Raw genomic sequence first — 15,454 nt, 5'->3', positions numbered from 1 at the left:
GCTATATGTAGATTGAATAAATTAAGGGGAACAGTTGACTGTATGAATTAAGTGTAAATAAACTTAAGGAGAAAAGCGTATTGGAAAAAAACATACAATTAAATTTTGAAAAAGAACATGTTGAAAAAATTTTAAATGAATTTAAAACATGTCTAGAAAAAAGATGTTTTATAATATCTAGAGGTCTCAAAAGAAAAGAGAATGATGATTTTATAGAAAATTACAATTTGAATGAAAACACTCAACTAGAAATGTTAAAGAGTTTAACTATTGAAGACTTCTCAAAAAAAGATTTCCATGTAAAAGATAGAAATAAACTTGTCTATTTTTTTGGTAAAACATATAGATTGACTTGTTTAAATAATGAAGTAGAAGATGTTGAAACGTATATAAAATTTTGTATAGAAGAAAATATGAAGAGCGAAGGTAAATTTGTTATCGTAATATCTTTTCATAAGGCTAATGATAAAATTAATTATATGTATAAAAAAGAATGAGAAAACCATAAAAGAGGTCAATACTTATAATAAGGGGAATTTAGAGGTATATAGATTTATATTTCTAAGTTAAATAGGAGGCAAGCACACTATGAGAGAAAAAACATTCTGTGAATTTTGCTTATATGATGTTACTTACACTGTTAAGTCAAAAGAGGAAATAAAAAAAGTTAGAGGAAAAGAAGTTAAATACCAAAAGAAAGAAGCGTTCTGTGAAGAATGTGGAGAAATGGTTTATGTAAGTGAAATTAATGATGAAAATTTAAAATCTTTATATTCTAAGATTGCTGAAATGGATAACATAATCAGCAAAGAAGAAATTGGAGACATATTAGAAAAATATAATATTGGTAAAAAACCACTTTCATTGTTGTTAGGATGGGGTGAGGTTACAATAACTAGATACTTAGAAGGAGATATTCCTACAAAATCATATTCTGACAAGTTAAAGTCAATACTCAACAATTCGACTGAAATGAAAGATATATTAGAGTCAAATAAAGAAAATATAACTAAAGTAGCATATAGAAAATGTAGAGAGTCCATCTTGGAAATAGAAGAAAGAGAATTATTTTTAAAGAATGATAAAATAGGAGCTGTGGCTGAATATATAATATCAAAATGTGAAGAGATAACACCTCTAGCTTTACAAAAACTATTATACTATTCACAAGCATTTACTAGATTATTTACTAAGAATAATTTATTTGATGATGATTGTGAAGCATGGGTTCATGGCCCTGTATACAGAAATGTATATGAGAAATATAGAGATTTTGGAAGAAATCAAATAGAGTATGAAAACAATATAATTTCATTAGATAATGATATGGAAGAAAAGATTGTTGATGCTGTGATTAAATACTTTGGATGCTATAGTGGAAAAATGTTAGAAAGAATGACACATGAGGAAAAACCTTGGGTTATTAATAGACAAGGCTTAGGCAAATATGAATCTTCTAGTAATGTTATAGAAAAAGAGGTTATTAACGAATACTTTAATAATATAAAATCTAAGTATAGTATAATAAATATATCTGATATAAATGACTATAGTTCTGATTTATTTAAAAAGATTCAAAGTTAATGTTAGACATAATATAAATATCAATGAGAAAACATTCTATAGTTAGAATGATTTTTATTTCTCTGCATTGTCAATTATAACAACATTGACTATTATGACAATATTAGAGTATAATAGTAATATAAATGATATAATTTATATCATTAAAGACATAAAAAAAAGAGACTACAAACTATTTGCGGTAGGGTGTCTCTTCATAAATAAGCTAAGTATTAATTAGAGGAAGAATCACCTGAATGCCCGTTCGGGTGATTCTTAATTTTTTGCAACGTTTTCTTAAACTCGTCTATCTCTTTAAGAAGTTTATTTACATTCCTCACTAATCTAGTAAAACTAATAATTATAGTTGTAAGAAATGTAATTATTGTTAACAATAAAATTAGATATTTCATAATATCACCTCCCCTCTTGATTTGACTTGGGAAGGCTTATGTAAATGAAAATTCACCCTAATAGTTTTCTATGTAGTCTCTAAAAATATTATACCATAATTTACCATTATGTTGAATTTAATATTATATTGACTACGAGAGTAGAATAAAGATATAATATAAATAACAGAAAATTTAAAAATTTTACACAAAAATTACTACTTATCTATTGCCACCTTAAAAAGTGGCTATTTTTTATGCAAAGAAGGTGATAAAATATGCATTTTAATGTGAATCTTAAACAGATAAAATCTGATTACACATTAACCATTCACAAAATGAACAAGTCATTTCTAGGTCAAATTCCAATCAATTTTCTAAATTCTATAAAGCGTGAGCTTGGTGGAGTAGATGAAATACAACTTACCATTACAAAATATATTACAGAACGTTTTCAATTCTCTAAAGTAATAAATCCTCTATTTGAAGAAATGAAAGAAGAACGTCTTATTTGTCTTAATAACAAAGAATACTTTGTGGTTAAGAATGTTGTAACCACAGATGATAAATTAAAGGTAGTAACAGCTAAATCAAAAGAGGTTAAATTAGGAAAGATTGACGTAAATATTGAGGATTATGGATTACAGATGTTCACCAAGGATGAAGAAGCATCTATTATATCTCTTAATGATTATTTAAAACAAGAAACGGGCTGGAAACTTGGTCATGTAGATGATTCAATTGCTTATGAAACTGATAGTGAAGGCAATAAGAGAGAGAAAGTAAGATGGCAAGAAAGTATTAACTCTAACTGGTTAGATTATTTCAATAATGAACTAAAAGAACAATTTGAGTGTATAGCTGATTTTGACACTTATAATAATTTAGTTAATTTATATCATATAGATAGTTTTGGAGATAATATTCAATTATATTTATCTCATGATAACTACATAAAATCACTTGAAAGAACTACAAATAGTGATGATATAGTAACTAGACTGAAGCTTGAAGGTAGTGAAGAAATGAATGTTATAGGAGCTACAGTCACAGGATATAATTACATTGAGAATTATTCTTATTTCTTAGATAATAAAGAAATGAGCGAAGAACTTAGTAGAGCTATAAAGAAATACCAGGAAATGAATGAAATAAGAGAGCCAATTTGGCGAGAATTAATAGATACAAAGCTTAAGAAACAAAGAGAACGTGACAGCAAAAGCAATGAATGGCTACATGTAATAGAGACTATAAAAGCTAAGAAGGATATAAAGAAAACATATGATAATCCTGAACATAAAAATGAAATAGAATCAGCTAAGTTAGCAGCAGAAATAAGTAAGCTAGAAGATGAAAAGGTCATATTAGATGTTCAAATAAAACATTTAGAAGAAGAAATAGCAAAGTTAGATGAAAGTATAAAAGATATAAATATTCTTTGTAAGAGAGAAACTTCAACTGATGAGGATGGATATTTAATATTCAATGAAGCTCTATTAGATGAATTAAACGAATTTCTCTATTATGATACTTATACAAATGATGCTTTTTTAAAAGTTGAAGATTTAATAGCAGAAGGTAAAAGACAATTGAGTTTAAAATGTATCCCAACTAAAGAATGGACACTAGATGTTATAAACTTTTTAGACAGAATAATAGATATTAATTTTAGACAGCATTGGAAGGGTGATTTAAGCTTAGGAGATATTATAGTGTTACATAGCAAAGAATCTGGAGAAGAAGAATTAGTATACTTTACATCTTTTACTCAGAATTTGAAAAATGGTAAATTGGATACTTTAGAATTAACATTAAGTAACAAAAAAATAAAAGAAGATGATAAAAGGACTATAGCTGATTATTTGACTAAAGCTGAACATGCAACAAGAACATTAAACTCTAAAAGACATTTATTTATTCAGCAACAGAAGAAAAGAATTAACCTACCAGATGAATATATTCCTAGGAAAAATATACAAAAGGAGTTGATGTAAATTGATATTAGATAATTCACCAGCAGATAGCTGGATAAGAATTACTGGAGTAATTGTAACCTATAACAACACACTTTATCAAGTAGTAGATAAGGAGACAAATAAAAAATATATATATTGGGATGCTGATAATCCAGCTACATTAAAAGTTTCTAATGTAAGATTACCAGAAGGAAACACACAATTTTTAGTAGTTGTAAATGATAATGGAAAACATACAGAAGTTCCTATAAACTCACCAATATTTGATATATCTTTTGATGGAAATTCAAGAAAAAATACTGAAGAACAGATTTGGGGATTATATGAAACAGATGAAAAGCATAATGAAAAGTTTGTAGTTATTGAAAAAGACATTGATGGAATACATCAAACTGTTTTAGAAGTACAAGAAGATGCATCTCATATAAAAGAAAATATGTCTCTTATAGACCAGAGAGCTGAAAATGTAAATATATTAGTAAAAGAAGTAACTAAAAATTTTGGTGGCTCACAAGAAAATATAACATTAAGAGAAAACATAAATAATTCTATAATTAAGTTAAATACAGACTTAGGAACATTTAGTTCTAACCTGTCTAATTATTTTAATGATAATGAGATTACAGATGAAGAAAAAGAAAAGATAGATATTGAACTTAATTTACTGGATACAGATAAAGCCAGTTTATATACAGAGTTACAAAAACTTATTGATAGAACTACTGGTGTAGACTTGGTAGCAATAAACACTTCAAAATCAGCATTGGATGCATCAAGTACCAATCTAAAATCTATAATCAATTCAGTTATTTCAGATGGTATAATTACACCTTCAGATAGAATTTTAGCTATAAATGCAAATGCTCAATACAACTTAAAAATAAATGAACTTAAAAATACAGTAGATAAAATTTATATAACAGGTATGGGTGGAAGTATATCAGAGGAATTTGCACAAATAAACGCTACAGCTAAAGAAATAAAATTAGAAGTAGCTAGAGTGGATGGTGTAACTAAAACTAATTCTGCTCAAATTAAATTGACTAAAGATGATATAACTATGATGGTCACGAGGAACAACAGTGGTTCAATAATAGGAATTAAACCCGATAAAATTGAATTTGGTTTTAATGATATATCTAATTATGTAGAAATAGATAGGAATGGATTAACAGTAAATCAAGGAGCTATAGCATGTGATATATTAACTACTCCTAGTGGTCATGAACCAATAATACGATTATTTGGAAGTAGCAGGTCTGGATTTGCAATAGATGCAAGACAATCAGATGGTGCTAGTCAAGCATCAGCTATAAGATTAAAATATGATAGTAATAATTATTTTTGGGTAGGATATGATACTGCTGAGATTTATGTTGATGGAGAAGAACACTTTATTGTTGAAAGAGATGATACTTTTGTGAGATGTGGAGGAGCTACTTTTACATTTACAAATGGAGATAGTTTAGGTGTAGGATATTCATTTTATCCAGAGCGTTCTGTAACTGATTTAGGTTGTGAGCGTTATAAATGGAGATATTTATATGCTCGTTCTACTCTGAGTGAATCTGATAAAAAGTTTAAAGAGAATATAGTATACATAAAAGATATTAAGAATAGAACTCGTTCAAGTGTCACTCCAACACCATTTTTAGATTTTATAAAAGATGAATTTAAGCCAGCAACATTTGATTATATAGCAGAAAAAGATAGGACAATTGCAGATAGTCAAATAGGGTTTATAGCTAATGATTTTAAAGATAGTTATGTTGGAAAAACATTTCTATATGACTATGGAGAAGAAAATGGATTAATGTTTAGTCCATCTGGTTATACAACAGTTGTGGCAACTGCACTTCAAGAAGAAATACAAAAGAGAGAAGAATTAGAAATACTAGTTAATGAATTAAATGAGAAAATTAATAATTTAGGAGGGTGTTAATATGGAAGTAAATTTACAAAAAGCATATACAGTAGCATTTGAAGAAATAAAAAGTTTATATAATGAACTAATACTTTATAAGGCACTTAACATGCAACAACAAGAAGAAATTGAGAACTTAAAAAAAGAACTAGAAGAACAAAATAAAGAACAATAGGATGTGATACTTTGAAAAATTATGAAATAAAGAATCATACCATAGAAGTAGATTTTAGTAATTACAGAATAAACAAAAGATTACTAGACTATTTTATTTATAATGAAAATGATGTTAAAACAGCTTACATTGAAGCAATATTGAAAAATAAAGATGAAATAATAGATTTATCTGAATATGATAGAGTTTTAGTTAGTATTACAAAATCAGACGGACAAAAAGTTAATGGAGAATGTGAAGTTGTAGATGCAGAAAATGGTGTTGTAGAGATAGAACTTAGCCGACAAGCACTTGCAAGTGTTGGTATAAATACATTTCAACTATCCCTTGTGAAAGATGGAACTCTACTTAATACTACAAATCTTTATTATAGAGTTGAAGAGGGTATGATTAATGATGATGATATCACTTCAACTGATGAATACGGAGTATTATTGGTAATAATAGCCCAAGCAGAAGAAATTATAAAAAATAATAAAGAGTTGACTAAAAGAGTTGAACAGCTTGAAATAACTATACTTGGTAATGAAGAAGTTAGGGATAAAGCAGAGCAAATTAGGATTTATAATGAAGATATAAGAAACATACAAGAAGAAGAAAGAGAGTTTAATGAGTTAACACGTCAAAATCAAGAAGCCAATCGTGAAGAATCCATTCAGAATATGCAAATTCAAGTAGATGACAAACTTACTGATTGTCAACTCCAATTGGATGAAATGATAGATGCTAAATCTGAAGAAATAGACAATATTGTTGATGACAAAATGCTTGATGTGCAAGCTCAAACAGATAAGAAATTTCAAGATTTAGATGCTAGAGCTAATGACACTTTTGATTTATATGATAAGACATTTGAAGATAAACTTACAGATAACCAAGAACAGATTGACTATAAACTTGACGAAGTAAATCAGGTTATATCTAATGTTGAAGATTGTATTGATGAAAGTACTTTAAAATTAGATACAAAAATAAAAGAAGTTGATGACAAAATAGTTGAAGTAAATACTGCTAAGACAGATATGACAACTACTGTAAGTAATAAGATTACTGAATTTGAAAATAGATTTGAAGAACTTGAAAGCCTTGATGCTAGAGGCGAGTTAATGCAAGCTAGAGAAACTATTGATGGAACTGTAAAGGACACTTTAAAAGATAGATTAACTTATGATTTTGAAAAGGTTAATGAAAAAATAGCCGAGATGACATCTGCTGCAACTAATATAGCATTTAGTAAATCTTATGTTGAATCTGATTGGATTGCTGATGGAGAATATTTTAAGCTTACAGTTAATCATAATCTTGTTACAGAAAATATATTCGTTGCGATATTGGATGAAGCAACTAAAAAGAGTATGACTAATTCTTATACTGTAGTAGATTCTAATACAATAGATATTTTTAATGAATCAGCTACAGATGTAAGAGTGACTGTTGTAAATGGTAATACAAATAAAGAAGTTATACAAGCTACAATAAATGATAATATAACAACACTAGATAGTACTTACTCTAGTGTTAAAATAGATGCAAAATTTGATGATAGTCTAACTAAGATAAATGAAAATAAAAGTAATATAGCTGTTAACTTAGAGAAGATAAATTTAATACAAAATAAAGTTGGTTCAAGTGAATTAAGTACAGTATCTAAAAATATATCAGATGCAGTGAATGAACTTGATGCTAGTGTAAAGATTCTTGAAGCTGGTGGAAACTTAGGTCAACAATTAGATAGTTTAAAAAATAAATATGATACTCTATCCAATAAAGTTTTAGATATATTGATTTATTTAGAATTAGAATCTGGTGCAGTTGATGAAGTAGGTCAATGGTATGACAATTTAGCAGATTCAAAAGGTATCTTATCAATTGATGGTTTAAGATTAGATACGGATAGAAGAAGAATATTTGGTAGTGAAGGGAATGTTATCTTTAATAAAATAGACATTCCTTTTTCTTGTTATAAAGTGAAATACATACATGAACTTGATGATAATTTTATAGAAACTATTTCAAACACTAGTACGGATATTGGAACAAATACTATAGAACTTGAAAAATATTCTTATGAAGTCAAATAAGAAAGGAATGATTTAATGAAGGAAAATAAAATCTTACAGCGTGGAAGATATTTAGATACAGATATATATTTTGATGAATTTGACAAGGATTTTGATAATTATGATTTTGTAGATATTACACATGGTGGTAATTACACTTTTGTTATTAAAAAAGATAGAACAGTCTTTTGCACAGGTCAAAATTCACAAGGTCAGTTGGGTCTAGGCGATAATATTCAAAGAAATATATTTACTAAGGTTAATATAGATAATGTTAAAAAAATTGTATGTGGATATGCTAGCACATTCATATTAAAAAATGATAATACAGTCTGGTCGTGTGGCTATAATAACAATGGAGAGTTGGGTTTAGGCGATAATACACAAAGAACTACATTTATAAAAGTTGATATAGATAATGTAAAAGATATTGTACGTGGTAACAATCACACTTTTATAATCAAAAACGATAATACAATATGGTCATGTGGTTTAAATTCTAACGGTCAGTTAGGCTTAAATGATACTACTAATAGAAACATATTTACAAAAGTTGATATAGATAATGTTAAAGATATAATATGTGGTGCTTCTAGTACATTCATAATAAAAAATGATGGAAGTATCTGGTCATGTGGTCATAATGCTAGTGGAACTTTAGGTCTAGGTGATAATACTCAAAGAAGTATATTTACTAAGGTCAATATAGATAATGTTAAAAAAATTGTAGGTAATAATTCTGTTTACATCATAAAAAACGACAATACTATATGGTCTTGTGGTTATAATTCGCATGGAGCTTTAGGATTGGGAGATACTACTGATAGAAATACATTTACAAAAATAAATATAGATAATGTAAAAGATGTAATATGTGGTGGTTATCATGCCTTTATAATTAAAAATGATAATACAGTATGGTCATGTGGTTATAATTATGAAGGAGAGTTGGGTCTAGGTGATAATACTTATAGAAAGGTATTTACAAAGGTCGATATAGATAATGTCAAAGATGTTATATGCGGTTATTATCATACTTTTATTAGAAAAAATGATAATAAAATATTATTTACAGGTTCTAATAAACAAGGGGAAATAGGATGCCAACATTTTATAAATAATATAACTAACTTTACTACTTTTACAGAGTATAAAAATAATGATTATGTAGGATTTAGCAAAAGTGTAAATTTAAATGGAGACACATATTTATTAAAAGATGATGGCGAATATTTGATAATAAATAGAAATGATAAGGTAATAAGTAATGGATATTATGTTTTTGTATTAAAAAAGGATGGAACTTTATTTGGTGCAGGAGATAATAATGCTGGACAATTAGGATTAGGTCACAATAATGATATTAGTACTTTCACTAAAATAGACATTGATAATATAAAGGATATTAGTTGCGGTATTGTTCATGTTCTTATATTAAAGAATGATGGAACAGTATGGGGTACTGGTAATAATAACCAAGGGCAATTGGGATTAGGAGATACTACTCAAAGAAATATATTTACAAAAGTTGATATAGATAATGTCAAAAAAATCAGTTGTGGTAATCAATATACATTCGTACTAAAAAATGATGGAACTTTATATTCATGTGGCTTCAATAGTGATGGTCAATTAGGATTAGGTCATAGTAATGGTAGACTTTTATTTACTAAAGTAGAGATAGATAATGTAAAAGAAATTATATGTGGATATGATAATACAATAGCAATAAAAAATAATGGAGATATATTTGCCTGTGGTAACAATACATGCTATCAATTGGGGTTAGGCAATAATACTCCTAAAACTTCATTCACTAAATTAAATATAGATAATGTAAAATACATCAAAAATAGTTATTGTTTCTCAATTATATTAAAGAATGATGGAACAGTATGGGGTACTGGTAATAATAGCCAAGGGCAATTGGGATTAGGTGATACAAATCAAAGAAATGTATTTACTAAAGTTAACATTGACAATGTAAAAGATATCATATGTGGATATCAACATACGGTTATATTAAAAAATGACAATACTGTATGGAGTACTGGATTTAATTCACAAGGGCAATTGGGATTAGGTGATACTACTCATAGAAATGTGTTTACTAAAGTTAATATTGATAATGTAAAAAAAATAATATATGGATTTTATAATACATTCCTATTGAAGAATGATAGAACAGTATGGGGTACGGGCATAAATGGTGATGGTCAGCTAGGATTAGGTGATAAAACTAGTAAAAATATATTTACTGAAATGCCTATAGAACTAAAAAATAACCTCCCAGAATATACAAATAATTATAAAATAAAAACAGGAAGATGCTCTTATATATTAAAAAATAACAATGTATTATGGGTATGTGGTTGTAATACTTATGGTCAATTAGGATTAGGTGATACTACACAAAGAAATACACTTACAAGAGTTAATATTGATAATATAAAAGAAATTATATGTGGTACACATCATACATTTATAATTAAAAATGATAATACAATATGGTCATGTGGTCTGAATAATTATGGACAGTTAGGTTTAGGTGATGTAACTAATAGAAATATATTTACTAAGGTTAATATTGATAATATAAAAAAAGTCATATGTGGATATGATTACACATTCATAATAAGATATGATAATACTATTTGGACTTGTGGTTGTAATACTTATGGTCAATTAGGATTAGGTGATACAAATCAAAGAAATGTATTTACTAAAGTTAATATAGACAATGTAAAAAATATTATATGTGGTGGACTTCACACATACATAATCAAGAATGATAATACAATATGGTCATGTGGTCTGAATAATTATGGACAGTTAGGTTTAGGTGATGTAACTGATAGAAATGTATTTACAAAGGTTAATATTGATAATGTGAAAGATATTGCATGTGGTGGAACAACTACATTTATATTAAAAAATGATAATACAGTTTACTCAACTGGTTATAATACATACGGGCAATTAGGGTTAGGAGATACTGTTAATAAAAATACATTTACAAAAGTTGATATTGATAATGTAAAAGAAATATTTTGTGGAAATAATCATGTATTTATAATTAAAAATGATGGAAGTGTATGGTCTTGTGGTTACAATATTGAGGGTCAATTAGGATTAGGTGATACTACTAATAGGAATGTATTTACTAAAGTTAATATAGATAATGTAAAAGATATTGCATGTGGGACTTCTCATGTATCTATAATTAAGAATGATGGGTGTATCTGGGGGTGTGGTTATAATGGCTATGGAGAGTTAGGTTTAGGTGATAATGCTAATAGAAATATATTTACCAAAATAGAAGGACATTACCTTTATAGATTTGACACTTTGAATAATTATACATTAAACAATAATTTTAATCTGATAAATAACAAATATATAATACCATCACGAAGCGATATAAATTATAAAAGCGTTCTAGGCTCTGTATATAAAGAAAATTATGATATAGATAATGACAGAATAGAATTACAAGATAATATAAAAGAATTTTGGATGTCAAAGACTCATTCATTAATTGTAAACACTTCCGGAGAGTTATTTGGATGTGGTGATAATACATATGGTCAGTTATTAAATCCAAGAACAACAACTTTATTGACAAGCTTCACTAAACTAGACTTTGCAGATATAAGACAAGCTTCATGTGGTGCTGGATTTTCATATTTTCTAAAAAATGATGGCACTCTATATTCAGCAGGATTAAATTCCGATTACCAGCTGGGGCTAGGTCATAACGATGAAGTGAGTGAATTACAAAGAGTAAATATATCCAATGTAAAAAAAGTAATGTGTGATGATAAATTTACTTTAGTATTACTAAATGATAACTCTGTGTGGGGTCAAGGATTAAATAGATTTGGTAACTTTGGATTAGGTGAAGCTTCTGCAAATACAATAATAAAAACATTTACTAAACTAGATGTAGATGTAGAAGATGTAGAGATAGGTGGAGATTATATATCTTTTAGAAAGTTAGATAAATCACTCTGGATATGTGGTAAGATAAGAGATTGTTATAATATGAACTCTAATAATCCATATATATTTAATAAAGTTCAAATACCAGAAGAATTTAACAATGACTTACTTTGGTTAGATGCTGGAAGAGATGAAACTTTATTTATGACTTACCAAGCACCTACAACAAAACCATCCATAGAATTAGCTGAAAAGACTATATCTGGTATCAAGTTAAAAGTTAATGATTCAAATAATGAAATTGATAAAATTGAAATGTATTTAAACAATGAGTTAATACATTCAAAGGATGAATTTATCAATAATTTTGTGCTGTTCACTATTCCACTTGAAAAACTAAATCTTGGCATAAATAATGTATATTTTAAAGCTAATACTCTGTTTGGAGATAATCTGTATTTAGGAGCAACAATTAATAAAGAGAATAACTCTATAAATGTTTCAGAAGGTGCTAATCTATTTATTAAGAATAAAAAGTATAACATAAATTCTTTAACAAATAGTGCTGATGGTAAGCTTGTAATAACATTAGATAGAGCGTTAGAAGATAGCGTAAATATAGGAGATATAATTTATCAACTTATAAATCAATTGAAGGTTCAAATCAAAACAAATAACGCAGGTATGCATAAAGATATGAATTTATTAGAAATGAAAAAAGTTGACACAGGGTATCAAGAAATTTATGAGTTAGAAGAAAAAGGAATGACACAAGCAGAACCTAAAATTATAGTTGAAAAAGGTGATGATTGGACTGCAATAAAAAGACCATCTATGATATTTTCTATAGATGAGTCTACACTTTAAGAGGTGATTAAATGCTAAATTTAAATGAAGAAAAAATTGAAAAGCTCAAACAAAAAAAGGCTTTAAATAATTTAAATACAAGTCAAAAAACGCAAGATAATGACATTACAGATTTAATGTTAGCAACTGCGGAGATATGCGAAATGGTATTAGGCAGTCAACAAGCATCTACCATGTCATTAAAAAATATAAAATTTGAAGGAGGAAGTAGTATGGCAGCAATTTATGTAGGATTAATAGAGAGAGGTTTAAAAACAATTAACCAAGTACCTATGAAATATAGAGAAGAGGTAAGAAAAATGTGTGAAGCACTAGAGATTTCATTATCATAGAACTGTAAGAGTTCTTTTTTTATGTTCAAAATAGAGAGTTACTAATGTAGCTCTCTAAATAAAAAAGAAGGTGATAAATTGTTAAATGAGGATATAGTAAAAAATATTAATAAATTAAATAATGAGCAGGATAATATTAACTTAGAACTTAGTAAGAAAGCGAGTAAGGAAGATTTAAACATATTAATACAATTATTAGAAAATAGTAAGAGATACACAATAAATTATAATATTAATTTGCCAGAAGGATATTCAAACGAAGATGTTACAGTACCAGATGACATGACAGTATTAGCTAATACAGAAGCAAGATTAGATTTACCAAGTAATACAGATTTAAATGAATATCGATTTAAAGGTTGGTCATTAGCTGAAAATGGAGATGTGATTGAAAGATGCATAGCTACAGATGACATCACTTTGTATGCTATCTGGTATAAATGTATAAATGTTATATATGAGCTGAATATTCCTAGTGATTTTCAAGGCATTCCTATTCCAACCATACCTATTGATAGTAATAAATATATTTTAGGGGATATAATTACTCTTTTACCATTAAACAATTATGATGAAAATAACAAAGAATATAATTATAAGTTTTGTGGTTGGTCATTAACTGAAAATGGAGATGTAATTGAAAATGCTACTATAGAAAACGAGCATGTACAATCAGATGGCTTACATTTATATGCAGTTTGGAAAAAATATAGATATGTTACTTATAATGCCAATTTCCCACCAGAAGAATATCCTTTAAATAGAACGGGTGAAGTGCCTGTTGATGCAAATAGATATGTTGAAGGTGATATAGTTACTGTATTAAAAAATAGTGAAAATAATCCACTAGGTGGAGAGGAAGATAAAGACAAATTTTTAGGTTGGACTTCTAATATAGAAAAAGCTCAAATTCCTATATTAAAATCTGATGTAGAAGAAAATATTGTTATAGGTAAAGAAGATATAACATTATATGGTATGTGGGGAAAATATAGGATTGCATATGGTTCAAATTTTCCAGCTGGAACAGGTGTAAGTGGTCACCCACCAATTGACCAATATTCATATTTAACAGGTGCAAGTACAGTTACGTTATCTAATACAGGAAATTTAAATGCAGGTAGTTATGAACTCATAGGATGGTCAACTGTAAAAAATGATGAGTCAACTATGCTAAATTTTGGAGATAGAATAATGATTGATAAGAGTAATATTATCTTACAGGCATTTTGGAGAAAACTTTAAAATAACTTTTAAATCTAAAAAAGAAAATGAGAATTCAATTTACAGCATATTTATGTTTCCAAATATAATGTATAAGAATCATAATTTTAATTGGAAATCGAGTGAATAAGAGCCTTGTTTTATAGGCTCTTTTTATTATTTATTTAAAAGGAGTGGTAATTTTGAATATAAAAACATTAACAGTCCATGCAGGACATAATCCAGATGGCAAGACAGGTTCTGGAGCAGTAGGAAATATAAAAGAATCTACAGAAGCAAGAAATGTACTAAAAGAGTTAATACATTTAGCTCAAAAAGAATGTAAAGTTTATGATACTACATGTAATAATGGAACTTCTCAAAGTGACATATTGAATAAAATTATAACTAAATGTAATTCATATAATACTGATTTAAATGTAAGTATACATTTTAACTCAGGTGGAGGTAGAGGAGTAGAAGTTTTAGTATATAATCTTAATGACAAAGAAACAGTTGAAATAGCTTCAAGAATATGTAAAAAAATAACTGAAACTTATCGTACAAAAGGTGATAAGGACTTTAAAAATAGAGGAGTTAAAGAAAGGAAAACTCTAGCATTTTTAAGAAGAACAAAGTCAAAGTCAATTTTAGTTGAGTGTTGCTTTGTAGATACATCTGACACTAAAAATTACAATGCCAAAGATATGGCCATAGATATTTTTGAAGGAATATTTAATAAGTCTGTAGTTAGTAAACCACAAGAGGACAAAGTGAAATACGCAATAGTTTATGATGGGGAAGTAGATAAAGTTATAGCCCAATTAATGGCCATGAATTATAAAGCTAATGAAGTCTATGTGTGCGAGTTGAAAAATTATATTCCTGGACATTGTGAAAATCTATATGTAATAGGTGGAGCATCCAGCAAAATCAAAACTAGTGAGAGATTTACTAAATTACAAGGTGATGATAGATGGGCTACACTTCATAAAGTATTGAATTTTATAGGTAAGTAGG

Annotated in this window: 10 protein-coding genes; all 10 read left to right on the top strand. The window is 27.6% G+C overall.

What is annotated here, in order from left to right; all coding sequences use genetic code 11:
- Window positions 1–80 precede the first annotated feature (80 nt).
- Entirely contained in the window at window positions 81–497 is a 417-nt protein-coding gene (locus tag KGF46_RS13535) for a hypothetical protein (RefSeq protein ID WP_021416112.1), read from the top strand.
- A 91-nt stretch (window positions 498–588) separates the two neighbouring features.
- Window positions 589–1,584 carry a type II toxin-antitoxin system antitoxin SocA domain-containing protein gene (locus KGF46_RS13530; protein ID WP_227828969.1) on the top strand — a complete coding sequence of 332 codons (996 nt, stop codon included), beginning with the start codon at window positions 589–591 and terminating at the stop codon, window positions 1,582–1,584.
- A 649-nt stretch (window positions 1,585–2,233) separates the two neighbouring features.
- Window positions 2,234–3,949 (top strand): hypothetical protein, encoded by a 1,716-nt coding sequence (locus KGF46_RS13525; RefSeq protein WP_227862051.1) that lies wholly within the window; start codon window positions 2,234–2,236, stop codon window positions 3,947–3,949.
- A gap of 1 nt (window position 3,950) precedes the next feature.
- Window positions 3,951–5,873 (top strand): tail fiber domain-containing protein, encoded by a 1,923-nt coding sequence (locus KGF46_RS13520; RefSeq protein WP_227862050.1) that lies wholly within the window; start codon window positions 3,951–3,953, stop codon window positions 5,871–5,873.
- Window position 5,874: 1 nt separating this feature from the next.
- Window positions 5,875–6,030 (top strand): hypothetical protein, encoded by a 156-nt coding sequence (locus tag KGF46_RS13515; protein WP_018112698.1) that lies wholly within the window; start codon window positions 5,875–5,877, stop codon window positions 6,028–6,030.
- A gap of 11 nt (window positions 6,031–6,041) precedes the next feature.
- Complete coding sequence (locus KGF46_RS13510; RefSeq protein ID WP_227862049.1) at window positions 6,042–8,111, top strand: BppU family phage baseplate upper protein; 2,070 nt, start codon at window positions 6,042–6,044, stop codon at window positions 8,109–8,111.
- Window positions 8,112–8,126: 15 nt separating this feature from the next.
- On the top strand, window positions 8,127–12,899 hold the full coding sequence (locus KGF46_RS13505) for a hypothetical protein (RefSeq protein ID WP_227862048.1): 4,773 nt from the start codon (window positions 8,127–8,129) through the stop codon (window positions 12,897–12,899).
- An 11-nt stretch (window positions 12,900–12,910) separates the two neighbouring features.
- Complete coding sequence (locus KGF46_RS13500; RefSeq protein WP_227828964.1) at window positions 12,911–13,231, top strand: CD1375 family protein; 321 nt, start codon at window positions 12,911–12,913, stop codon at window positions 13,229–13,231.
- A 78-nt stretch (window positions 13,232–13,309) separates the two neighbouring features.
- Complete coding sequence (locus KGF46_RS13495) at window positions 13,310–14,476, top strand: InlB B-repeat-containing protein (RefSeq protein WP_227828963.1); 1,167 nt, start codon at window positions 13,310–13,312, stop codon at window positions 14,474–14,476.
- Between the two features lie 161 nt (window positions 14,477–14,637).
- On the top strand, window positions 14,638–15,453 hold the full coding sequence (locus tag KGF46_RS13490) for an N-acetylmuramoyl-L-alanine amidase (protein ID WP_227862047.1): 816 nt from the start codon (window positions 14,638–14,640) through the stop codon (window positions 15,451–15,453).
- Window position 15,454: the final 1 nt, after the last annotated feature.

The sequence above is a fragment of the Clostridioides sp. ZZV14-6153 genome, from assembly GCF_020657855.1.
In the GTDB taxonomy this organism is placed as follows: Bacteria; Bacillota; Clostridia; order Peptostreptococcales; family Peptostreptococcaceae; genus Clostridioides.
The sequence above is the reverse complement of the archived record's forward strand: the minus strand, read 5'-3'. Positions and strand labels throughout refer to the sequence as shown.